This is a genomic window from Rubripirellula reticaptiva (assembly GCF_007860175.1).
GTDB classification, from domain to species: Bacteria; Planctomycetota; Planctomycetia; order Pirellulales; family Pirellulaceae; genus Rubripirellula; species Rubripirellula reticaptiva.
This window is the reverse complement of the sequence record NZ_SJPX01000004.1, coordinates 1073472-1099244: the sequence shown is the minus strand read 5'-3', so window position 1 is coordinate 1099244 and position 25773 is coordinate 1073472. Positions and strand designations below refer to the sequence as shown.

10 protein-coding genes are annotated in these 25773 nt (G+C 54.0%); 2 read left to right on the top strand and 8 right to left on the bottom strand.

Annotated elements, in window-relative coordinates; genetic code table 11:
- Positions 1–62: 62 nt before the first annotated feature.
- Together Poly59_RS21140 and Poly59_RS21135 are read right to left on the bottom strand one after the other, a co-directional pair.
- Positions 63–1274 carry a glycosyltransferase family protein gene (locus tag Poly59_RS21140; RefSeq protein ID WP_146536043.1) on the bottom strand — a complete coding sequence of 404 codons (1212 nt, stop codon included), beginning with the start codon at positions 1272–1274 and terminating at the stop codon, positions 63–65.
- Between the two features lie 31 nt (positions 1275–1305).
- On the bottom strand, positions 1306–2133 hold the full coding sequence (locus Poly59_RS21135) for an HAD-IIB family hydrolase (RefSeq protein ID WP_146536042.1): 828 nt from the start codon (positions 2131–2133) through the stop codon (positions 1306–1308).
- 382 nt (positions 2134–2515) lie between these two features.
- On the opposite strand from Poly59_RS21135, the gene Poly59_RS21130 reads away from it, so the two are divergent.
- Positions 2516–8947, top strand: a complete 6432-nt coding sequence (locus Poly59_RS21130; RefSeq protein WP_146536041.1) for a tetratricopeptide repeat protein — start codon at positions 2516–2518, stop codon at positions 8945–8947.
- A 56-nt stretch (positions 8948–9003) separates the two neighbouring features.
- Here Poly59_RS21130 and Poly59_RS21125 read toward each other — a convergent pair whose 3' ends face one another.
- From Poly59_RS21125 to Poly59_RS21115, 3 genes are all read right to left on the bottom strand, one after another.
- Positions 9004–11988 (bottom strand): carboxypeptidase-like regulatory domain-containing protein, encoded by a 2985-nt coding sequence (locus tag Poly59_RS21125; RefSeq protein ID WP_146536040.1) that lies wholly within the window; start codon positions 11986–11988, stop codon positions 9004–9006.
- Positions 11989–12115: 127 nt separating this feature from the next.
- Complete coding sequence (locus Poly59_RS21120; protein WP_146536039.1) at positions 12116–13393, bottom strand: OmpP1/FadL family transporter; 1278 nt, start codon at positions 13391–13393, stop codon at positions 12116–12118.
- A gap of 308 nt (positions 13394–13701) precedes the next feature.
- Entirely contained in the window at positions 13702–15081 is a 1380-nt protein-coding gene (locus tag Poly59_RS21115; RefSeq protein ID WP_146536135.1) for an SAM-dependent methyltransferase, read from the bottom strand.
- Positions 15082–15404: 323 nt separating this feature from the next.
- Here Poly59_RS21115 and Poly59_RS21110 point away from each other — a divergent pair, with 323 nt between their 5' ends.
- Positions 15405–21248 carry a response regulator gene (locus Poly59_RS21110; RefSeq protein ID WP_146536038.1) on the top strand — a complete coding sequence of 1948 codons (5844 nt, stop codon included), beginning with the start codon at positions 15405–15407 and terminating at the stop codon, positions 21246–21248.
- A gap of 38 nt (positions 21249–21286) precedes the next feature.
- Here the strand turns inward: Poly59_RS21110 and Poly59_RS21105 are convergent, their stop codons facing one another.
- The 3 genes from Poly59_RS21105 to Poly59_RS21095 are packed head-to-tail and all read right to left on the bottom strand — an operon-like array spanning position 21287 to position 25766.
- On the bottom strand, positions 21287–22693 hold the full coding sequence (locus Poly59_RS21105; RefSeq protein WP_146536037.1) for a sulfatase family protein: 1407 nt from the start codon (positions 22691–22693) through the stop codon (positions 21287–21289).
- Positions 22690–24387 carry a tripartite tricarboxylate transporter permease gene (locus tag Poly59_RS21100; protein ID WP_146536036.1) on the bottom strand — a complete coding sequence of 566 codons (1698 nt, stop codon included), beginning with the start codon at positions 24385–24387 and terminating at the stop codon, positions 22690–22692. The genes Poly59_RS21105 and Poly59_RS21100 overlap by 4 nt, the downstream gene beginning before the upstream one ends.
- A gap of 20 nt (positions 24388–24407) precedes the next feature.
- On the bottom strand, positions 24408–25766 hold the full coding sequence (locus Poly59_RS21095; protein ID WP_186776424.1) for a tripartite tricarboxylate transporter substrate-binding protein: 1359 nt from the start codon (positions 25764–25766) through the stop codon (positions 24408–24410).
- Between the last annotated feature and the right edge of the window lie 7 nt (positions 25767–25773).

Below are 25773 nucleotides of genomic sequence, written 5' to 3'. Positions count from 1 at the left end.
TACTACTCGATGCGGATTTGGTTACATTCGCTTGATCAACAAGTGCCAGTTGAGGAGATTGATCAAGCGTTGTCAGCTTCGACTGCACCTAGCAACATGTCATAGATGTCGGGCACAGCACTGGTCACACGCGACCAGTTGTGAATGAAAGGACTTTCATCGGGACGATTAAGGAACTCGTCACCTGCGGCCACGATCACTCGGCTAAACAGCTCGACGGTCGCTTCTTCCTGGTGACGATCCAAAGTCAAGCCGCTCATCACGGCGTCATTGTGATAGTGATCCACGACATCAAGCGCCGTGCGATAATAGCAAGCCTTCAGCGTTCGAATCATGCCGCTGCTGATCACCACACCTTCAACCGCTAACTTGCGAATGAACGCTTTACAGATGTCGTTGGCCATGCGATGAAGTCCACCGCTGCTGTCGTCTTCGGAAACCGTTTGATGCTTGTGGTCATAGGCGTCCGCAATATCGACTTGGCAAATGCTGTTCAGATTGCAGTTACGGTACATTTCCGAAAGCGTACCAATTTCCAGCCCCCAGTCACTTGGAAAACGCAGCGACGTTACGACTTCCGATCGCATCGAAAATTCACCGGACAGGGCGTAGCGAAAGCTACCCATGTAATCGAGATACTCGATACGTCCGAGCACCGTCTTCAGGGCTCGGATCAAAGGAATGACAAGCAACCGAAACACTCGACCGTTCAATTTCCCATCGGCCGCACGATAGTAGTATCCTTTGCAGAATTGATAGTGGAACGACGGATGCGCCAGCGGGTACAAAAGCCGCGCAGGAATCGAGCGGTCATAGGTCAGGATATCGCAGTCATGCAGTGCAATCGCTTTCGATTTTCCCGATGCTAAAAAGTAACCGAGACAGTACCAAACGTTGCGTCCTTTACCTGGCTCTGTCGGTGCGATCCCTTGGGCCTGCAGCGCCGCGTCCACATGTCGCAATCGCGTTCCATCGTTCCACAGCACGACGTAATTCTGCGGCAATCGGTCAAAGAATCGCTTGGCCGCTTCGAACTGTTTTTCGTTTGCGCGATCGAGCCCTATGATGATTTCGCTTAGATACGGAATCTTCGCCAACTCGTCGACAATCGGTCCCATCGCTGGACCTTCTAACTCGGAATACAAGCACGGCAACAACAGAGACATCGGCGTCTCTTTCGAATACTGAACCAATTCAGTTTCGAGTTCGTCGGTGGAACGATTCCGCAAATTGTGCAGCGTTCCGATGATTCCATTCTGCGCAAAGTCTGCCATTGTGTTCCGCCCAATTTAACAAGTGATGTATTCAGTTTTCAGTCAACGGGACTTCGATTCGCGAAAGCAACTTGGTTACCGCTTCGGCCCAGCCCACTGCACCTTGCCGTGTAGCAACGATTCCCCGCTTGCGGTCAACGGTAACGCCCAATCCATTCGCGGTTGGGATACCGATTGGAACGTCCGCCAAGTCCAGCATGCTTTGATCGATCGGGCTGTCACCGACGGCCGCGACAATCGTTGTGGACTCTGGCACGGACATGCGCTGGGCAACTCGCTGCATCGCTTTGCCCTTGGTCGTGTGGCCAGCAATATGCCAAAACCGCCCTCCCTTGGTAAGCGTCAACTGATGACGACTTAAGATGCTACCAAACTCGCTAAGATGTTCGTCCGTGTCGTCCCACAACAGAGGCTCCGTCGCCTGGCGATCAAACGCCAGACTCGCCTTTGCCTCGGACAATTGAGTTTGTTCCATGATGCCGGCGACGCCGAGATCCGCAAACGATCGAAACTGAAATCGCTGCTTCAATTCCTGCAGTACCAATAAAATGTCTTTGCGAGACGCGCCAATGATCTCCGATTCATCAACCGGTTCGCCCGTCCCCCACTGAGCGACGTCGACGCCCCAGCGGATGACCGCTCCGTTTTCTGAAATAAAGGTGCTGCCCTGAAGACCTAACTCGATCGCCAACTGAGTCATCTCTGGCACCGTCTTGCTGGAATTCATCACCACCGGAATCTTAGCCTTACGCAAAATTTCCAGAGTCGACGCAGCAGCCGACCAGTCGTAGTCGTGCTTGTTCAGCAAACAACCATCAAGGTCCGTGACCAGAATCAATCGTGTCGTAGTTGAAGACATGCGGGCAAGTCTACGCGAACATCAGTTGACTCGCCACAAAGCGATCGACAATCGCAATCTAAGGAACATAGTCCCAAACTAACGGGCAGCATAACTGCCTTTGACGGGATTGAAGTTACGCGATACAGCCGCTCGGCTGGACGCAAACCCCCGGCTTGCTATTGCCACCTCAAACGAAGCCCGTAGTCAAGGCAGACTTTCGACGCCCACTAGGTCCGATTCGACGACCGTGGCTGGTTTATAATGGCGGCCGATAGCGTCTGAACTGATCGCAATTTTGGCCGACGGAGAGTTTCGACGGTCGAGAAAACGGTTGCGAAAGATGGATCAGTGATGAATCACTCGTGCCCGTCATCGGGCCATAAAACTAGGCGGTGAGCTTGTGAATACTCTGGTTTCAAGGCTGCTAATTGTTGCCGCAACTGGCTGGGCTGCAACAATCTGGTTCGCCGACATTTCAACACAAGATTTGTGGGCTCAAGAGACCCCTGCGACGTCCGCGTCGCAGACTCGAATCATCGACGAGCAGATTGACCGTCTGGCCGACCGCAGCTTTCTTGCCCGCGAAGCCGCCGAACAAACGTTATGGCAAATGGGGCCGTCAATCGAGCCGATGTTAATCGAGCGATCAAAGACAGCTAGCTTGGAAGCAAAGATTCGAATCGCAAGCATCCGGCAGAAATTCGAACTCGGTCTAACGGCTGACATGCCCAAGGAAATCCAAAACCTAACTCGCTCATTAGTTTCCGAAATGAACTCGGCGAAGCGGACCGCAGGACTAATCACTCTGGCCAAGGAAGGCTTCATGAAACCGGTCATGCATCTGCTAAAACCAGCCGAGCCTCACGAACGCTACTCCGTCGTGATGTCCATTCTGAACGCGGCGGCCAAGCAACCGCCGTCGGAACAGATTGACGAACAAATTCTGAAACTGATCGAAATTGCAGTCACGACTTCGAGTAGAGAATCGATTGACATGACAAGCAGGATTTTTTCCTCGCCGCACGTCCGCAACCGCTCGGATGACGCCTGGCTAGAAAAGGTCATCGCTATCCTTTCCCGGTGTCCGCCCGACAATCGATTCGCGTTGTACTCGGTGGTGCGGTTTAATCAGCAAGCTATGGAAAGAATCACATCCAAAGCATTACTGCCACTTTGGATTTCGTTGATTGCTGGCGAGCCCAGTCACAGTCGGCAAAAACAATTGCTCGCGCAAACCTTGTCGCTGAATCGATTCGCGTCAAACACGACATACGGGTTATCGGTTAATCGGCCTGCAACGTTGGACATTGTAGAAACGATCAACAGTCTCGATTCCGCTGGGCAATTCACGTTGCTGGACTACATTCTGGATGCGCCGCCGATCTTTGAAACACTGCACAACAAATTGGGCGACGAGGGGATCCTGAAGATCTGTGCATCCACCGACGATCCAGTCCATGCGAATTATGTGATCGGACGGTCGGCTTCGCATCCCATTTGGGCAAGACAGAAAAACGAAAACGAAATCTTATCGTTGATCGAAAAGAACAAAGACACTGACCTACAGCAGCAACTCATCAATGGCTTCATCGACGGACTGAGCCAACGCTCGCGTAGCACTCGCGAATTGCCGCAACAGGCCATCGGCGCGATTTGGCAACAAATCACTCAGGGACCGCCCCAACCCTGGCACCTTCCGACCTTGCTCAAAACGTACAACGCTCCTTTGGCGTTCGGCAAGAAACACTCGCGCGAGTCCATGCAGCGCATCATTGACTTGGCAAAAGACACCGACGCAAATTTCCTACGCGAATTAACCTACGCACCAATACGGAACCAAACGTTTGCCGCACAACTTGCCGAGCAAGAACGGTTGATCGAATTCCTGCATACGATTCGCGACCATGCAAGTAGCACACAAGTCAACTCGACGCTGACATCATTGATGCGCTCGGCCTCATTCACGGACCAATTCGACACACCGGAATCACGTCGTTCGCTGATCAACTTCTGCCTCGCCCTCGACACCGATCCCGTCCGCTATTCGTTGACAAGCGGCATGGTCGGAAATCACGAATTGTTGCCCAAACTAATCGCCGACGGGCATTTTGAAACGATCATGGATTTGCTGATTGTCGGTCGTGATGGAATTAGCAGAGAAGATTCGAGCTACGCCAAACTGCTGGGCGAGTATCTTTCGTCCAAGGCTGTGGTCGATCACTTGATTGCCGGGAACCGCGTCGACCTGATTTTAAACCTTAAATCGAAAGGCATCTCGTCAAGATTGTTCGACCAAATCATGGAACAAATCTTGCGCAGCGATGACGCCATCTCGGCAATCTTCAACAGCGGACGATGGGACGCACTCAACGATCTGATCGATTCGTTTGAAAGCGAGGATCTGCGTACATCGTCTCGTCAAACGCTGATGACACGAAAGGCGTTCGCCGAAAACCTGTCCCGCAACAAGGAAGTCGCCGTAGCACTCAAACGGCTAGCCGAAGACAAGGCCTGGATGGACCGCAACCTCTACCTTTCACTGATCGAAAACTTGCCTGCCGACGTGGTCGAAAACGAACCCAGCGCCGCAATCGAATTTTGGGACTTTGCTCAGAAACTTGAAGGCTACGACCGCGATCGCTGCGTCAGCGGCCTGATCACAAGCCGCTGGTTTGCCGAATCTTTGGTGAAACAAAACAAATGGAAGGCGGTCGCGAAATCGATTCGCGAGTTGCTGAAGGAATCACGAATCGTCTCGGCGCTGAGAACGAAATCAACCAGCCAACAACTCGCGGACGATATCGCCGCAGGCGGACTGCCGTCCCTGCTACTGCTAAGCGACCTGCTGTTGGACGACGAAGCTCGCTTGCAGTTTCATCGACAGCTTGGCGAATCGCATGTGGTCGGGCAGTGGCTTCAAGCAGACGGACAACCCGAACCGTTTTTGCATGCGTTAGGCGGTGTTACCAATGAAAACCATCGCAGAGACTTCGCGTTCGCGTGTTTTTCTAGCCGCAGTTGGAATGACCTTGCCGACCCGACATCCACCGCTGAGAAGATCGTTGACTTTGTCGCTAGCCAACCGCCGACGACGGCAACACGAATGACGTTGGGGCTGCTGTCGAATGAAAAACTGGGACCTGCGGTTGCCGCCCAAGACCTGACAAATTGTTTGCGATCCGACATTGCCGATGCCACCAGCATTTTGATGAAAGATGTTGCCTGGCGTCGCGAACGCCGCAACTGGGTCAGCTTGGTCAAAAACTTGCCGCCCTCCGTCGCACTCAAACAACCTGAACTGGGCTGGAATCTGTTTGACATAATCTCCACGGACAAAAAGAATCCAACCAGCGACACGCTTGAAGAACTTTTGAAGACGCCCTGGTTCATCTCGCAACTGAGTCAGCAACAGAAACTGTCAACGTTTCTGGCCCGGCTGAAATCAGATTTCCGAACCTGGGACCTGAGAGGTTTCGCAACGCAGTATGCTCAGGGTCCCGCAATCGTCAAGGAACTAGAATACGGATCGATCGAAGTCTTCCTTGGCCTGTGCGACACCATGCCGACGGACGAAGCCGACCGAGTCACTCGATACATTGGCAGCTATGCAAACATCGAGGCTTGGTTTGCAACCTCGAAGCAGCCCGAAAAAATCATTCGCGTGTTTGATTCGATCAAAGATCAAGATCGCCGCGAACGCTTCGCGATTGCGTTTTTGAGCACGGGAATCTTGGGCAAGCAACCCGGAAACCCAACGATTGTTCCGCAAATGATCTTGTATAGCCGTAAACACTCAGACGACTTCCAAATCAAAATTGCGGCCACACTGCTGAGCCAGTACGCGACCGATGACGCCGCAATGAAGACCGACTTGCCGACTTTCTTAATCGATCAACTGGAAAAACATACCGACGATCTGGAAATCATTTCGCTCGCGATCCGATCGTCCAACTTAAGCAAGCTGGTCCTGAGAAAGAACCTGCAACGAACCGTGATCGATCGCATTCTCGCAGCCAACGATGTTCCGTCACGTTCAAGCTGCATCAGCGTCCTGTTGGGTTCAAGAACATGGCAGACTCTGTTGACCGATGACGATCTGAAAACAATTTTTTCGCTCGCGCAACAGCAAGGCCCAGAATCGCTTTCGACGCTCATTCGCAAGCGACCGTACTTTGCCGAGCGAATGATCGAGATGGGCCAATTCGATGTGGTCCAACGATTCGCAACCATGCGTTTCGACAACGTCGACATCGCGTCCCAGCAGTGGGCGTTTTACGTCAACGATGCCGTCGTGCGGTATCAACGCAGCAATCCGCGTTCCAGCCAGCGTTCACCAGCGACATTGGTAAAACTGTTGGAGGCGCGCGACCCAGCAGTCGTCCAACAGCGGCTAATCGACATCAGCAAGAACGGCGAAGCGGCTCGATGGATTCTAGATTCGTATGGTTGGAAACCGATGGCAGAAGCGTTGCAGCGGATTCCTGACTTCCAGCGGCGTTCCGTCGTGTCGCAGATGTTCAACCAAGGAAAACTGCTCGCCGAACTGGCACAAGCCGAACAGTTCGGGAAGCTCGTCCAGCAAGGCGAATTGCATGACTTCATCGTCGATCAAGAAGGATACGTTTACTTGCTCCGGTCAGCCGAAGTTCGTAAACACTTGGATCCAAAGCAATGGATGGACTTGATCCAAGAAGGGTACGAACAGTCACATCCGAACCTGAAGCGAGTAGCTCGGATGATGCTGAAAAACCCTACGCTGTGGGAGGTTGCGATCGAAAGTGGTCAAGGAAAATGGCTGCTCGAAACGCTCAATCAACCAGACACAAATCGACTGCCCGAGGAGGATAGAAAGCGGCGGCGCGAGAGCCTGACAAGTTCACGCGGACTATTGTGGTTGGCCATTCGAACAGGCCAGTTCGAGGTCGCCGAAGCATTGCTGGCGGAATTCGTCGACGATGACGAAGGACGACTTCGATTGATTCGTTTTCAAATGCATCGGCAATTGATCGAACAAGCCGCCGGCAAACCAGCTGAATTGTCGGATCGATTCGAAGACTTGCTAGCAAGCGACAGGCGTTTGGCCGTCTACTGGGCCCGCTGCCAGCAAGACATTACGAAAGCCATCAAACTTGCCAAGGAAGTCGGTGACGCCGGCCTGGTCTGGTCTCTGGTTTTAGAGTCGCGGGACTGGGATGCTTTGCGCGACCTACCGGTATGCAAGACGAAAGAGCTGCCGGTTCCGCCGATCACGGTCGATATCAGTCCAGTCCATCGGCGCATCGAACAACTCGCAGTGCTGACGTTCCTTGGTCAAGCGAGCGGGCAATCGGATCAGTCGACCGAGCCACTAGAATCCTGGATTGCGCAACATGCCACAACACCCAACACGCCGCGTTATGGTGCGGACGCGTTGCTTTCCGTTGGCAAGATCGGTGCGGCTCGCCAATTGCTCAATGACCAATCGCCGCGCCGCTTGTTCTACTGGCACCGTTTCCAGCTCGATTACGCCAGCGCGTTGGAATGCTTGAACTGGGATGCCACAACCCCGAGCAAGTTCTTTGAACAGTTGTCCGGCAAAGCGATCGGTACCGAACCGCTCCGCGTAAACGCAGCATTGTTCCTGATCCAAGTCGCGATGACGATGCGAGACGCGGGCAAAGACGGCGAAGTCACGGCAATCATGAACGTACTGCGCGACCATGCCGATCATCCAAAGCTGGATCAGCAAGCCAAGACAAAGTACCTGCGCGACGTAGCAGTGATGATGCATGATCGTGGCTTTCCCGCCGAGAGTCGCCAAACGATTTCTAGGTGTGACGACACGGATGCGCTTCGCCACTATTTTTACAATGCGTACGCGGACCCCAGCTTGCCGGCGGCTGCGGCTGACGCGTCTGTTTGGCTCAGTGAATTTGCATCGCGGCACCCTGAGGAATCACAACGACAACTTCTCGACCGCGTTGACGGCGCCATGTTGGCCAAGACGCCGATTGAACAACTGCGGCCGTTTCCGGACTTTGACGGATCGACCGTTTCCAGCGGCACTGCAACGACGCTCTTTCGTTACGGTCGCTTCGATCCAGTCATTTCGATGATCGAAAATGCGACTGATCCACGGCCGGACGACTTTACTCTGCTCGGGCAAACTTACCTGGCGCAAGAAAACTACCAATCGGCCGCCGCCGCATTCTTCAAAGCTTTCCAATCCAACCCCACCGACCTGACTCGCCTGTATTTGGCCGGCGATTGCTGGGGCAAAGTTGGCGAGAACCAAAGAGCAACTGAACTAAAACTGCTTGCACGAAGTCTGGCCGTTTCTCAGCAGCAAAACATGGGACTCGCTGTCGGCATCGCTCGTGTCGGCTTGAAAACCGACGCAGGTGACATTTATCAGACGTTGATCCTGAACTCACCACCGAGCCGTCCGACTCGAATTCACTCGGTGCGCGAACTGGCACTGAATGAATCCGACCCCGCGAAACGACTCGCCTACTGGGACGAGTTCGTGCTGTATCACTTGCGTCCAATCAGGTTTTACGCCGACCTGAATGTCTGGCTGCAATCGGAAACGGCTAGACGCGAAACGCAGTGCATCCTCGCGATACAGCAACAGCGATTCGACGATGCGTATGGGCATTGGCAACAACTTTTGAACATCAACCCAGCCGACGTGCCAGCCGCAAAACGGATCGCAAACGCGTTCCGTGAACACGGTCGAGGCGACCGAGCCGCCGAAGTCATCAGCGCACACCAAACTCACCTAGAGGACCGCTTAAAACAGTTTGGCAATTCGCCAATCATCCAGCAGAGTCTCGAATCACTCGCTGACTAGCAGTCGGAAAATGCAAAACAGGCTGGCAGTCTGCGCTACGAAATCACGGCATTCGTTCACTCGTCTTTCTTGAGTCGCTCGACAAGCGCGCTGATTTCATCTTCCGACATCGTGATCTTAGTATCGAGCAGCATTTTCTTAAAATGCGTTTGCCCGTGTTGGCTTGAGGGGAAACCAATGTTGTCACCCGATTCAAAGTGATTGGACGTCGCCAATTTTTCGCCATTCGCGTCAAGGATCGCGAACCAGGGAATGCCACCATTCGAGCCGTCACGCAGGTCCACCATGATTTCGCGTGCGCCGGTGAAGCGATGATCCATCTTGATCCAAAGGTAGTCCGCCTCCCACGCCCGATTTCCGTCCAAGTAATCCGACAGCAAGTGGCAGGGACCACACCATGCCGCAGTCTCCTGAACCAGAACACGCTTGTTTTCCTTCTTTGCCTTTGCCAACGTGTCGCTGAGCAATTTTTTGGCGTCGATCGGTTCGTCGAGATGCGAACGCAGCCACTCGATCACCGCGTCTTTGGATAGCTCGTCTTGTTCGATCAAGTCGACTTCGGAACTGTGCGCAATCAGGTCGCCGTCTGCATCAACCAAGGCCAGGGAAAAAGACATCGATTCCTCGTCGACTCTGGCGTCAAATCCCTCGAAAAGCTTCTCAACGTCCGCAGCCATTGCTGGATCTTCGGTGGACAATGCCATGATCAAAAAGTCGTCACGAATTTTACGGAAATCACTGTCCTCGTATCGCAATCCCATGAATTGACGAACTTGCGGTTCATCGGGTTTGCCAAGCACTATCAACAACTTTTGCTTGTTGATTCTGCACCGCGGTATTGCACGATCGAAACGTTCCTGAGCCGATCCCTTCACCCCCATCGCCCCGGCAATGCGTTCGTCTAGCGTCGGTGGCACATAAGGTTTGCGCGGCGCCGGAATGTTCATGGCTCCCATGTCGACTTGTAGGACCGAGACGATGGTAATGCTTTTCAGGCTCGGGATGGACCCGTCGGGCCGAGACTCCAAGTTGAGGTCGTACTCCCAACCCGGGACCAACCCCTCGAGACGAAACCGACCTTCTGAATCCGTTACCGCCAAGCCACCAAATCGATTGCTCCAGGTTTGATTGTTTTCGTCCGGAATTCGAATTCCAAAACGAATCTTTTCTGCGGCAGCCGGTTCCGCTGAGTCGGTTTTGTGCAGAACTCCGAACGCCGAACCGGTTTTTTCCAGTTTCATTTCCAGCGTGCTTTGGTCACCCGGCAAAATAGAAACCGCGCCTAGCGACTTGTCGTCGTTCATCGCTAAAACATAAGTCGGCTCACCCAATCGCTCGACCGCGAACGTTCCGTCCTTGTCCGTTAACGCTTGCCAATCATCACCACGGAAACGCTGCGAAACTGCACTCAATCGAATCCCCGACAACGGCCGATCGTCTTCTTGATGCCGCACGACTCCGGTCAGCTTGATTTTCGCTTGAATCTCGGTCGTCACATCGATGGTCAGCGCTGCCTCGCCGGACACATCGAACTCTTCAGCCTTCTCTTGGCGTGGTGGACGAATGTCGTAAGAACCATTCCCCAGCAAGAACTCAAAACGACCATCGTAATCCGTCTTGGTGACGTTCACGGCCATCGGTCGCACATAGCGACGTGAATTCTCTGGATTGGCGATCGAGGCTCCTGTGATGGACCCGAGGTCATCGCCAAATTGATAGACAATCACGCGTTCGTTCTTGAGCGCTTCACCCGATGGTTCTGCGGTCAGCAGCCCGGTCAAGCGAGTCGGCTTGCGCAGCGTCAAATCGATGCCCTCGACTGGCTTGCCGGAGTTGACGACGAAACTTGGAACTGCGTCCGCCACCCAATCATCATTCGACGCGGTGACCATGTAAACCTGTTCCGGTGGAACCTGTAACTCGTACGTTCCATCATCGGCGGACTTGGTCACGTCGCGTCCGCCATCCCAACCGTATCCTTCACCAGTCGCATGAACGGCGATTCCCCCGGCCGGTTCACCCGCCGGATCAAGCACTCGGCCTCGGATCGTGACCAACTGGTCGAGCGTGACAGTCAACTCGCCAACATCAACGGCCGGATCGTAGTTGGCTCGAGTCCGCGTGTAACCATCGGCAGTCGGCCAGATCGTGACGCCGGAAGTTTGCCATTTGGGCATCCACGCAAACGTCGTGGCACCTGACGCATCGGTCGACTGAGACATCGCGTCAGTGAAGTAGCTGAGGTTCAACTCGCGGTTGGCCGATTCTTTGCGAAGTATCCACGGATACAAGCGAACACCTTCGATCGGTTCGCCTGCCGTATCAACGACATTCACGGTTACCGGCGAGGCACCGTCAAGTCGCAACGTTTCCCCATCACCGGGAAACTCAGGCACGGCCGTCTTTAGGTCCGACTTTTGATCTCGACCGAGTGCATAGACTTCGTAGTCAAACCCAACGCCATCCTTCCACGCAATCACCGCATCGACACGTTCGGACTTTGCGGCGTACACGGAAATTTTCCCGTCCGCATCCGTTCTCAGGCCGTCCACTAAATGCGGATAGCCAAACTGGATAGCCACTTGCGCGTCAGCGACAGGTTTCGAATCGGCGACCACCACATTGATGGTGTACGCCTTCGTTGGCTCGACCTTGATTTCGATTTTCGAGTCAACCGTTGCCTCTTTCAACCCGCTGTATCGAAAGAAACCGGCTTGGCTGCCATCGCTAGTGTTAGCAACGATTTTCCACTGCTGAAAAGCGATCGGATTGCCACTCACTTCAACCGTGAAACCACCACTGACATCGGTAGTCACCTGAACGGTCGCAGTCGAAACCGAGGCTGGCAGCCTCGATTGCACTGTCACGGTTGCTTGCGATACCGCTTTACCGTCGACATCGACGACTCGCCCGACCACCGTTGTTGGGCCAACGTCATCGATGGCGGGCCCCCGAGAGAACGAAGGCATTGCGACTACCGCCATCGCCCCCAACAGCACAAGCAAACAAGTCACCAAGTGAAACTGAAACCGTGATCGCATCTGCCTGTCTCCGACTACGAATTTGCAAGTTTTGCAAATTTCAGTGTATCGCAGCCGAGCGGAGGATGCCCGACTTCAGTCCGAGACCATTTCCTGCCGAAGCCAGTTCAAAACTCTCAGTGACTGTTTACTGCTGCATTACGATGCCAAAGCTAAGAAAGTCTGCCGACATTTCGGTCGTGACCGACGAACCAGGCACTGCACCGATTCCTGGTAACACGAAAGGACCGCTACGAGAGTTTTCGATGTAGTGCGAGTACGCCGCGCTAACGGCAAGCTTTTCGTTGAAGTTATAGGATCCGCCGACGCTTAGCATGTGTTCGTAAATCAAAGGCGAAGCCATGTTAAAAAATGTTTCACTGTCTTTGATCGGGTTCGTGTTGTAATTGTATCCCGCACGCAGAAAAACTCGTTCGTTCAGTTGACGCTGTGCACCAAGGGCTAGCGAAAAAACGCTGCTCCAATCAAGTCCGCCAAGCGCGCCGGTTGCATCATAGACCGCATCATCACCAAACCCATCCGCATTCTTGTAGTCGATGAATCTGGCGTCCGCTGCGAATAGCCAGTTTTCGCGACCAGCATAGCCAGCGCCCAGCGAAACGATCATCGGAAGATCAATCTCGGCGGTCATTTTGCGAGGAAGCCCGTTTTCGTCCTGTCCAAAGTACTCAAACGTATCCATCCACGCAGGGCTTTTGATGGACGCCCCTAAACGCCAATCTTCGCTGGGAATGAAGTACACGCCGGCCTGAACTCCGCCGCCCCATTGGTACTTGGTCGACCTGCCCGACGAATACGTTCCGTCCGCGTTTGCAGAATCAAAAACGAATGGCTCGATACCGACTTGGGCACTCGTGATGATCGGGCCAGCGGCGAAAGAAATCCGTTCCGAAACCGCCATCGATAGGACTGGCGAAATTTGCAAAAAGGTCGCTTCTGAACTGACGCGTCCCAAACCGAACGGCTGCGGCGCAAGAACTGGATTGGTCGGGTCAGCCTGTAGGTTTGTTTTAAAACCAGCAACGGCGTTGACGCCAAGTCCGAGTGTAAAACGTGAATCTTCGAGGCGATGGACCCAAGCAAAGTTCGGCACCGGAAAGGTGCCCGGGTCCGCGACCGTTTCTCCGCTCGAACCGCCAAAACTAGAGGTCACTCGGTGGTCGGTCGAGAGCACATCGACGCCGACCTCTAACTCAGAGTGTTCCAGGCCGCTGATCGTGGCTGGGTTCCAGTACAGTGCCCCCAACGCGCTGATCGGTGCGGCGGTAGAAGCACCGCCCATCCCGCGGTGCACCGGACCACCAGCCGAAACAATGGCGCCTTGAGCCAACGCCTTGCTGGAAATCGTGTTGAAAGTCGTAACGACAAAGAGGATGGCCAATGCCATCAAAAAAACTTTTTTCATGTGCCCCGCCAATTGAATCGGCCTGTAATCGTTAGGCCGGGTTTTCCGGTATCTCTTCCAGTGTCGGCACGAACGACCAAAAAAGTTTTGCTAAAGCGAATCTGCCCTCAAAGTCCAATGGGTAAACCAGCACCCCCCACACCTGTCCGGCAGAACCTGCTTGCATCGACGTTTGAATTCGAAAAACACGTCACATCAACCCGAAGCGATCCGTTGCTACGCCACTGAAAAAAAGCCGTTCCCCTTCCTGCGTCGCAATCAAGGGAACGGCTGATACGCCGGTCAAAGCGATGCAAAGATCAACATATTTACTTCGAAGCGACGCTGAACTGATATGTCCCCAACACCGGATCGTTGGACTTCAAGTGTGCACCGGCGGACGTCGTCTCGGTGTTGTTAAACCCACAACGCAGCAAGAAATCGGCTGGTCGATCACAACCAAAGATGAATCTCTCGCCCATCTCTTCCATGCCATCTAAAAATTTTGTGATCTCTGGAATTTGATGAGAACCGTTGACCACACCCTCAGCAACCATGTCCGACCACAATCGGCTGGACGGGTTTTGCATCACTCGTCCAGCCCTGGTCAAAATCTCCTCATTCTCGTCGGCCGTGAAGTACATCGAACACCCTTCGTACACAACGACAGTCGCGGCGTGGGGATCAAAATCCGGGTGGCTGAGCAACAATTCGGAAACATCATCGGTTTTAAAATCAGCGGCAATCATCCGTCGATTCACGTCGTGGCCGCGGGCCATTTTCGAAATCACTCGCATGCGTTCTTCCAGCATTTCGGGTAGATCAAGTTCGAAGAAAGTCGGCCCACCCAAGGACTGTGACAACCGAAACGGACGCATGTCCAAACCGACGCCAAGAATGACGACTTGTTGCAAGCCTGAGACACTCTTGACTGTCCGATCGATGTGACTTGTCCGGGCCAGCACCATGTCTCGTAGTTGTGGCAAGACACCGTTAAGTCGATCGGCCAGCAATTCGCCATGCGGCCCGGCGGCTTGTCGTTCGTGGCTTTGATCGAACCGCGTTAGATGAGCTTCGGACGATGCCCGAACTCCCGCGATCATTCGAGCAGACGCTTTGAGTTTCTGCTTGAACAACGGCGAAATCTTGGGGTTTTCCTTCGTCGGTTTGAGCTGGATCGACGGCTGCGCAAAATATTTCATCTCGGCCTCCGCAACCAACTCGTCGTTGGACGTAAAGATCACCGGCAAAGTCACTAGTACTCGCTTTCCAGCAAAGTATCGCTGACGAACCATTTTGGCGACATCCGCTGGAATGTCACACGAGGCTTGCAAGTGACCGGTGCTAGGGTTTCGATACTTGACATCCATGGATGCCAGCCAAAGCGATGCTGATGTCTCATCTTTACAGCGATGAATGCCCGAAAGAGGAATGCCGCGCAGTAGTGTGGCCAGGGCGAGTCCGCCTGTGTAGTCAGCCGATAGCGAGACCAGCGCAGCTTGGTGAGTCCCGTGCTGGTTGGTCGACGATGTCGCCAGCGGAAGCTCCGATCGACACCCCCCCTCGCTAACGGTTGTCACACGCCAACCCACGGCTTTCAATACCGGAACTGCGTTGTGCAGTAACCTGGTCATCAAGTCCGGATTGACCCGGTTCTCGTAATCTTCTTGCCAACCGACTTCGGACTCTTGTTGAATCAAAGTAACCATCATTTTTCCTATAACTGATTTGACTGCCCGCAAATTAGTAATCCGCTAAGTAACTTCTGTGCCCGAAACCACTAGCGAAGGACCTTTTGTATCAGGCACGAAAGTCACATCGATCACAATCGCGACAGGAAAATCGACTTTTACCATTTTCGCGCTGAAAAATTCGGTAGCGCAAACTTTATCGGGTTACGTTTCAGCGAGTGCGCGATCTCGATCGCGTTTCGATCCAACCGTTTCCAATTTCCCAATTGCGTCTGCTGCCCCGTCAGACGCGCCCACTGGCAAGCGAATTCAATTCGCTTGCTCAATCATCGAGGCATCGCTTGTCTGCTAACGAACCGAACGACCTCACCGGCAACGCAACAGACGTGTACGAAATCGATCGGCAACTTTCCGACGACTCGATGGTTTCGTGCTTCTTAGCGAAGGATCGCCGAACGGGTGAGTTGGTTATTCTGCGTCAAGTTCCTAAGAAGCTATTCGCAGAGAGTGGGTTCTATCGCTTTAACAATGAAGCTCGCCTGACGTCTGGTATTCGCTGTGAAACGTATTCGCAGCCGATTAGCTTTGACGCATCCGAACATCACCTACGAGTGGTCTATCACTACATCGACGGCGATTCGCTGGCGTCGAAGTTTCGCAAGCAACGTTTCACATCGCAACAGACGATGCGATTGGCATGTGACCTTCTAGACGCACTTGGTTGCATCCATGAGATAGGTTGCATCCACCGAGACATACGCCCCTCCAATATCATCATTCGAAAAGACAATCGTGCGGTCCTTTGCGGCTATGTGCCGTTGTGGTGCCCCGACGTTTTCTCCAATGAAGGCCGACTTGCGCAAGAATCCGCTTCGTACACGTCGCCAGAACTTTCCGGAATCATCGATCACGATATTTGCGAATCTTCTGATCTCTATTCCGTTGGATACATACTCAACGCCGCTCTGACCGGTGGTGCAGCGTTTGGCGGAGACGTCAACGACATCCTGTATCAGCACATGACAGCAGATCCGGACCCCAGACGGTATTCGGACGAGACGCCCAAGTTGGTGATTCAGTTCATTGACAAACTGATTGCCAAAGAACCTCGCGATCGTTACCAATGCGCAAGCGCCGCGAAACTTGATGCGCAAAGAATCCTGGGGTTGTTAGACAGCGATGCGAAGTTGCCCGACTTTGTACTTGGCATAGCCGACCGGCGCACGGCGTTAATCGACGCGGCCTTCGTTGGGAGAAACGAACCGCTCGAGACGCTCGAGCGAGGCTTGAACGAAGTACAGTCTGGAGGCATGAAGCAAGTTTCGATGTGCGCCGAATCGGGGATGGGAAAAACCCGGTTGCTTAACGAAATCTCACGAATGGCGGCTCGCAAGAAGTTCTTGATCCTGCGCGGACGAGCGTCACAACACGCGTCCCAACAGCCCAACGCAGTGTGGCTACAAATGGTGGATCAATTGGCGCGGATGTTGCCAACCGACCCAATTCTAGTGCAAAAAATCACGCACGAGATGCGAGATTATCATCAAGAAGTCATTACAGCGATGCCAGTGCTGGCCAGTGCGTTGGGCTGGCACGGCGAGCATTTATTGGGGCCAGCGGAACTAGGACAAGGTCGAGTTGTTTCGGCAATTTGTGCTCTGATGACCAGTTTAGGCACAGACGATCGCAGCGTCATGATCACGGTCGATGATTGCCAGTGGATGGACGACCAGTCGATGCGCGTGATGCTGGCGATCGGCGACACACAGCCAAAGCACTTTCTGCTGTTTTCGATCATGCGACCGGATGAAGGTATCAGCCGGGCGCTCGTCGAAAAACTAACGATCACCGATCGCTTGACGCTTGACCCTTTGACGGATCACGACATCCAGCAACTCGCCGAGTCGATGGCTGGGCCATTGCCAGACACCGCCGTCGAAGTCGTCCAACGATTCGCAAGCGGCAGCCCGTTTATGGCCGCGGCCGTGCTTCGTGGGTTGGTCGAGTCGAACGTGCTGATTGCTCAGGAACAGGGATGGATCGTTGACGAACCAAAACTATCAACATTTCAGACCGCTGAGGGCGCCAATGAAATTTTGATCGATCGCCTTTCTCACTTACCCGATGATGCCAAAAAACTGCTTGCCGCAGCAGCAGTCATCGGCCGAGACTTCAACCTGGATACGGCCGCTGAACTGGTCGACATGGGGTCGGAAGAGGCGCACGCTGCAATGCTGCCCGCTCGCGCGCACCGACTGGTTTGGAGTCGTCCCGACCGAGCACTTTCGTTTGTCCACGACAAAGTACGCGAAGCGGTCTTAAGTGAACTGTCCGACGAGACCATCAAGTTGATGCATGGTCAAATTGGACGCTACCTTGAAAAGAACGATCCCACGCATTACTTCGAACTGGCATACCATTTCGATGCTGCCCAATTGCACGAAAAGGCGCTTCCCAGTGCGCTGAAAGCCGCCAAAATCGCTCGAGGAAGTTTCTCGTTGGCGAGTGCTGAAGTTCAACTAAAAATCGCAGTACGATCTCTGCATCTTGCCCAACGGGATACCCGCCACTTCGTCGAAATGATGATGAATGAAGTGCTGACTTTGCAGGGCCGGTACGACGAAGCGCAGAATTGGCTTGATCGTGCCGCAGACAGCGCGGATACGGTCATGGAGCAGGCCAAAGTTTCGTTCAAACAAGGCGATCTACATTTTAAACGTGGAAGCAAAGACCAAGCCGCCGCCAGCTTCGAAGCGTCACTTCAAAAACTCGGCCAACCGGTTTGCTACACCACACCGCAATTGTTTTGGAACTTGGGCATCGAAGGAATCCGCCAGCTTCGCCATTCGCTCTTTCCAGCGACCTGCGGACAGAAAAGCGGCGAGCCCAGCGAGGCAGAAAAAATGGCGTTTTCGATCTATAGCGAGATCGCGCACACCTATTGGTACACTCGAAACAAGTACTTTACCCTGTGGGCCCATTTGCGAGGCATGAACGCCGCCGAATGTTATGGACCGACCCGATTCTTGGCCCAATCGTATTCAGATCATGCGCCCGCGATGACGTTGCTGCGATGGCAATCTCGTGGGACCAACTACGGACGACGTTCGCTCGCGATACGCAAGCTGCTGGGTGATGTGTGGGGCCAAGGTCAATCGCGCAACTTCCTTAGCATCCTTTTGTACTCGTTCTCGGAGTTCATGGAATGCATTGATCAGGCACGACAGGCCGTTGCGATTCTGGAACGTACGGGTGACTACTGGGAAGTGCATATCGCCAGATACCAATTGGCGGCGTCGCTGTACCGAACAGGCAAGTTCGATGAGGCGGTCCAACTCGCAAGGCTAAATTACGAATCAGCGATTCAACTTGGCGATTTCCAAGCAACCGGAAATATTGTCGACGTGTGGGCGCGAGCATCAATCGGCCGCGTTCCCGACGACGTGATTGCGACCGAATTGAATCGCGATGTGATCGACGAGCAACGGAAATGTCAGGTTTTATTAGCGAAGGGCGTTCAGGAGTTTTACCAAGGACGGTTCGTCGCAGCGGCGAAAGTTCTCGGAGCAGCAGTAGCATCCGCAGACGAGTCCAAGGTCGGTAACACTTACGTCAGCCCCTGCTATCCGTGGCTCTGCACGGCCCTGCGTCGACAAATTGAAACCGCGCCGGCGAAGATCAAACAGGTTCACGACGCGAAGTTAAAGGAGCTAATCAAGTCAGCCCAAAAAGCGGTTTCCGTTGGCAAGCGTTTTACCAATGAATTGCCTCATGCGCTTCGCGAACTCGCTGCCGCATCCGCGATGGCGGGAAAACGCCGAAGAGCAGAAATACTGTTCCGACAAAGTCTTAGCGAAGCAAACCGGCAACAGGCGGTTGTCGAACACGCCCAAACAGTTGTTCTGCATGCCGAATTTTCGGACGATTTGGGATGGACAGTTGACCAATCCGAAGTCGACCGAGCAAACGAGTTGCTTGCCAAATTGCTCCATGCGGGAGAGCGCATCAACGAAACGAGTTCGATTTCACTGTTGGACCGCTTCGAATCGCTTCTCGCATCAGGAAGACGAATTGCGACCAGTGATTTGCCCGCAGAGATCTTCGACGAAGTTCGAACCGCTGCGGTCAAGATTCTGCGAGGCGAACATGTTTTCTTGATCCGTCTGGACAACGAACAGAACTTAGTCACGATGCCCGGGAATCAGCCCTTTGATGATTCATTCGTTGCCGAGGTTAGCGTTTGTCAACAAACCATCGTTCGTGACCGCGAACACTGCGTCATCCGTGGTATTCCAAACGATCGTGACGGCACGTTCCTTTGCAGCCCGATCGTCGTCAATGGTCAGACCACGGCATTCTTGTATGTGACCAACAAACGGTTCAGCGGTCTTTACGGCAAGGATGAGATCAAGATCGCTGACTATTTGACGTCGGCTGCCGGTGCAGCACTCGAAAAAGCAGATAGCTTCGAGCAACTACACGATCTGAACCAGAACCTGGAACGAAAAGTCGATGAGCGTACGGCGGCGATTGTCGAGCATTCTCGACAGCTGGAAATGACGGCACGAAAACTTGCCGTGACTCGCGAAAAATTGCAACTCGCCAAGAACGCTGCCGAATCAGCCAATGCAGCTAAGAGTGATTTCTTGGCACGAATGAGCCACGAGATCCGCACACCAATCACCGGTATTCTTGGGTTCACCGAATTGTTGCTTCGTGGCGTGATAACCGATGAGGAAGATCGTACGTCCCACCTGCAAACCATCCATTCCAACGGATTCCATCTGCTGCACTTGCTGAACGACATTCTCGACATTTCGAAAATCGAAGCCGGCAAGATTGAATCCGAATCCATCCCATGCAATCCGACACTCGTGGCTGGTGATGTGGTCGCGTCGCTTCGTTCCAAGGCGATTCAAAAAGGAATCAAGCTGCGTTTGCGAATTGACGGTTGCATTCCCGAGATCATCCAAAGCGATCCAACACGGCTGCGGCAAATTTTGACAAACCTAGTTGGCAACGCAATCAAGTTCACACAACAGGGCGATGTCACGATGGTGATTCGCGCATCCGGTCCAGACACGTTTCCGAATGAGCTGGAAATCGTGGTCGAAGATACCGGCATCGGAATGACATCCCATGAGATGTCGACGATTTTCGAACCGTTCATTCAAGCCGACACCTCAACTACTCGAAATTTTGGCGGAACGGGACTCGGTTTGTCGATCAGCAAGCGACTCGCCGAAGCGTTGGGCGGTTGCCTTAGCGTGTCGAGCGAAAAAAATTCGGGTACACAAATGAGCTTGAAGCTGGCAATCCAATGTCCCACAAGCACGAAGATGCTAAGCCAGGATCAAGCGATGGCCCTTACCAGCGGTAAACGGGCCAGCGACTTTCAAAACGTCGATTTGCGAGGCGTTCGCGTGTTGGTGGTCGACGACAGCCAAACCAATCGAAAACTGCTAACACTCTTGCTTTCCGATTCAGGCGCGGAAGTCCGCACCGCTTCGAATGGAAAGAACGCCGTTGAGACGCTGGCCGACCAGTCGTTAGCAGTGGACATCATCTTGATGGACATGCAAATGCCGGTCATGGATGGCTATGAAGCGACCAAGATGCTGCGCCAACGCGGATTTGACCTGCCGATCGTTGCCTTGACCGCGAACGCGATGGAAGGTGACGAAGCACGTTGTCGCGATGCCGGCTGCTCGCAATACCTGACAAAACCTCTGGACCTAGACCGTCTGCTTCGAATTGTTTCCGACCATTCTTTGCGTGGTGCGATTTCGAAAAATTCGACGCAGTCACATTCCTCGACGGCAGCCGCTACCGATGCTCCGAACTTGATACCAGCAAGACTCGACCGAGTCGATCAACTTTCGATGATCTCGGACGACTGGCTCCAAATGTTTGCGAGTGAATTGATCGAACAAGTTGACACCACGTTGCCGTCAATCATGGCAGCGTATGAGAACGGCGATCTTCAAACCGTGTCAAAGCACCTGCACCAAATCAAAGGATCGGGCGGGACGGTCGGATTGGATGAACTTTCGGAGATCGCAGAACAGGGCGAGTGCGCCCTCCACGACGTGGACTTGAACCGCGTTCTTGAGTCGTTGTTGGAACTGCAGGATTTTGTCGATCAAAAGAAAGTTGATTTAGCAAACTCTAGCCAGTCTCACTAAGTTCTTTGGGATTCACTGAGCTTTCGCATTGGAGACGACTACATCGGGGCGATTCGTGGCGAACCCATGTCGGTGGTTAGGACGACGTGCGCGTCGAAGGCTTCGCGAATCAAGCGATGCTTGATGTCTTGGTGGTCGGCGGCGTCCCACAGATCGTTGAACTCCCAGGGGTCTTCCTGCAGGTCATACAGCTCGCCCAAGTTTTTGTTGTGGTACATGCACAGCTTGTGACGTTCGGTCCGGTACATGGTTCCGAACGTTCCCGTTCCGCCCGTGAACTGAGGATCCAGAGCGTCGAAGTATTCGCTGCGGACCGACGTTCGCAAGTGGTTGGGATCAGCTTCACCACGCAGCACCGGCAGCAAGCTTCTGCCCTGCATCGTGTCTGGGCACGATAGGCCACAGAGGTCCATCAACGTCGAGGTCAGATCCAACAGCTCTACCAGCCCACTACCGATCACGCCACGTTGGAACCGAGCCGGACACGAAAAGATCAGGGGAACGCGAACGAGGCCCTCGTAAAAGCGACAGCCTTTGAACATCAAGCCGTGATCGCCCAACGACTCGCCATGATCACTGGTGAAGATGATCACGGTGTTGTCTCGCTGGCCTATTTGATCGAGCAAGTCAAGAATGCGCGCAAACTGATCATCGATTTGAGCGATCATCGCGTAATAGTGTGCTTGTACCTGTTTTGCGTTGTGCTGTTCGGGTGTCTTCAGCTCGTCTTGAAAATCGAGCGATGCGAGCTTGGTTTGATGCGCAATGTCGGATTGACGAAAGTGTGGTCCAGGCATCGCGTCACGATCGAACCGGTCCGCATAAACCTTGGGCGGGACGAAGGGCGGATGGGGATCGTAGATATTGACGTTCAGCAACCAGGGCTGGTCCGATGTTCGTTGCTTGGAAATGAAGTCGATCGCGCACTCGGTACCCCAAGTCGTTTGATGGAACTCGGGCGGGACTCGCTGGTCACTTTGCCGCATCGCATCGAGGTCGCCGCCCCGCTCGCGAACCCACTCGGCATAGTCGTGACCTTCCGACCAGTCATCGCGCGGTGCATGCGAAAACTTCCAGTACGAAAACCCATCATCAATACGCGGCTCGGTCCGATGTCCGGCACTTTGCAAATGAAACTTGCCCACCATTCCACAGTCGTATCCCGATTCCGCGATCAACTTGGTCACCACCGGCGGCTCACTCGGAAACGACTCGTTACCATTGCGAGTGTTGTGTACTCGTGACGGGTACATGCCTGTCATGAAGCTGGAACGACTTGGCGTGCAAATCGGGCTTTGGCAATACGCGTGAGTGAACGCGACACCGTCAGCCACCAACTGGTCAAGCGTTGGTGTGATGACGTGCGGGTTTCCGAGCGCACCGATGGTGTCAAAACGTTGTTGGTCCGTGCAGTACCACAGAATGTTGGGACGATTGTCAGTCATGGGGCGTTCGAGTGGGTGGAATCATTGCGATGAAAGCGTTGCCATAGTGTCCATGAGAAGATAGCTGCTGCAACCACACACAGGGTCATCGAAATCGGCCGTTGGATTAGCGGCAGCCAGCTTCCGCCGCTTTGCATCAATCCAGCGCTGAGGTGTTCTTCGCCGATCGGAGCGAGCACAAATCCGATCACTAGTGGCGCCAGCGGGATGCGGGCTCGTTCAAGCAGATATCCGGCAACACCAAACCCCAGCATCACCCAGACATCGAACATTCGATTGGCCAGTGCGAACGAGCCGATCACACAAAAGATCATCACGACAGGCAACAAAACGTATCGCGGAATGCTGGCGACTCGAACCATCGATCGGGCGCCCACTAACAGGAACAGAAGCGTGAACACGTTGGCCAGCAACAGCGCGCCCATGATCGTTTGCACGGCCAACGGATTCTGCTGCATCAGCATTGGTCCTGGTTGCAGACCATGGATCACAAACGCACCTAATAGAATGGCGTCGATCACACTGCCGGGGATGCCCATCGAAACCAGCGGGATCAACGCACCGCCGATCGTTGCGTTGTTCGCGGACTCGGACGCAACCACGCCTTCCTCGCTGCCGTGGCCAAACTGTTCGGGATGCTTGGATGACTTCTTTGCCGCCGCATAGGCGATCACCGATCCGATATTGGCACCAATACCGGGCAGAATTCCAATCCAAGTGCCGATCAACGACGAACGTAGCAAATTGGGACCGTGAGTTCGCAGGTCCCGTCGATGAAACAGCAACGCATCGCCCGAATCGATGACGCTAGTAGACTCTGCACTCGCATGGCTAACGTTACCGCCTTCGTCATTGAGGTCGTGAAGTTTTACTTCACCCTCCTTTTCAAGGAGGGTCGAGCCTAAGCGAGGGGAGGACTCCAGCACTCGGCCCTCTCCTCGCTTAGGCTCGACTCTCCCAGAGGGAGAGTGAAGGATTCGACGATTCAATGACAACTTAGAATCCACACCTCCTTCATTGCCGGAGCAAAGCAATTGGCGGATGACTTGGTTGACCGCGAACAATCCGATCAAGACGGGCAACAGCTTGAAACCATCATCGAGTTCGTGTAATCCGAGCGTCCATCGCGACACACCCGTCGCAGGCGAACTGCCCGGCATCGCGATCAGGACACCGATCGCACCGGCCAGCACACCTAGACTTAGCGATCGACCGCTGACTGACATGATCAACACCATTGCGACCAACACGAGTGCGGTGAACTCGAACGGGCCAAATGACAACGACCAAATGGCCATCGGTTCGGCAAGGCAAACTAAAAATCCCCATGAGATCATTCCGCCAACAAACGAAGCGCCGATCCCGAGTGCGAGTGCTCGTCCCGACTTGCCTTGTTGAGCCATCGGGTATCCGTCGAGCGTGGTCATGATCGACGCGGGAGTCCCTGGCATGCGCAATAGCGTTGCGGTCACCAGCCCACCGCTGACCGAACCGACGTACATCGACACCAACAAGACAAGCGCAAGCTCGCCGCCCATCGAAAACGTCAGCGGCAAAGCCAAAGCGATCAACATCGCGCCGGTCAGTCCGGGGATGGCGCCCACGATGATTCCGAGAAACGAGCCTATTGCCACCAACATCAACGAAGTTGGCGAGAACAACAGTTCGGCAGCAGTGCCCAGATCAGTAAACAAAACGACTCCTAGGAATCCCCTTACGGAAGATCAACGACCAAGACTTTGGTGAACAAAAAATGCATCCCGAAACTCATGGTCGTCGTGACGATCAAGATGCTTGCCACCACTCGAGGCTGAATCGGCCGACGCAAAGCTCCCGAAGCTTTAGCGAGTGTGCCGCTGAGGGCAAATGCATAGACGGCCGTGCAGGGAATGAAACCCAAAACACCTGAATGGAGACTGATCGCATAAGCAATCGTCATGATCCCGACGAGCGTGAAGCATTCGAATGACGACCAATTAGCAATAAGCGGAGGACAAGTAGCCTCGGTCGCACGCGAACGTGACCGAGCACGCACTAGCGACACACCTGCGATGACAATCGTCAAGACGAGAGCGATCATTGGAAAATTGGGCAGGTCAGCGTTTTGCCGAGGTGCCACCGCAGTGATGCGCCGACTGCGACGGTCAAGTTCTTGCTCTAGCGCCTCGCCACGCAAGGCCACCGGAGCAATCTTCATCGCGGAAAGTTGCTTCTCAACCGATGGGCTGTTCATTGCCGAGCAGACGGCCGCAGCGACCGTCTCGACACGATCAACCGGCGTGCCCAGCGGAGCCCACCAAAACTGCATGTTCTGACTGATCACATCAAAGCCCTGTTCTTGGGCTGTCGGAACATCCGGCAAGTCAGCGTTTCGATCGGGCCCTAACAGAGCGAGCGCCCGCATGCCGGAAGGAGCAAATTGAACGTACTCGGCGATCGAGAAGGCCGAGACGTCGACGTGACCACCTTGAAGGGCTGCAAAACGTTTCGCTCCGCCACCGGTCTGAGTGTAGCGAAAACTTGCCCCCGGTTTTTCGGCTTCCAACATCAAGCCAGCAAAGTGACTCGGGGCGCCAACGTTGGCAGAGAAGACAACGGTATCCGGCGTGCTGAGTGCCGAGTCCATCAATGCCGACAAGTTTTCGATTGGCGAGTCGCCCGCGACCGCGATCACCTGCGTCGCATCACTCGTGCCCGCAATGGGCGTGAAAGCTTCAGGGCCATAGCTCGCTTGTCCCGAGTGCTTGGCCGTCAAAATCCCCTCATGCAATAACAGCACCGTGTAGCCATCCGGCCGAGCATTTTTCACTCGGCGGCTTCCGATCGTGCCGCCAGCGCCGGGAACGTTGATGATGACCAGCGGTTCGCTGAGCAATCCTTGCTCTTCCACCGCCGTGGAAATGATCCGAGCAAACGTGTCGCTGCCACCACCGGCCGCGAACGGCACGATGACTTTGATCGCACGTTGCGGGTAAGCCAGATCGCTACCAGATCGTGATGAGTCACAGCCCAGTACGAAGAAGGCGAATCCCCATCCCAAAACGACAACCTGGCGGGCTACTGTTTGATGCACCGCAGAG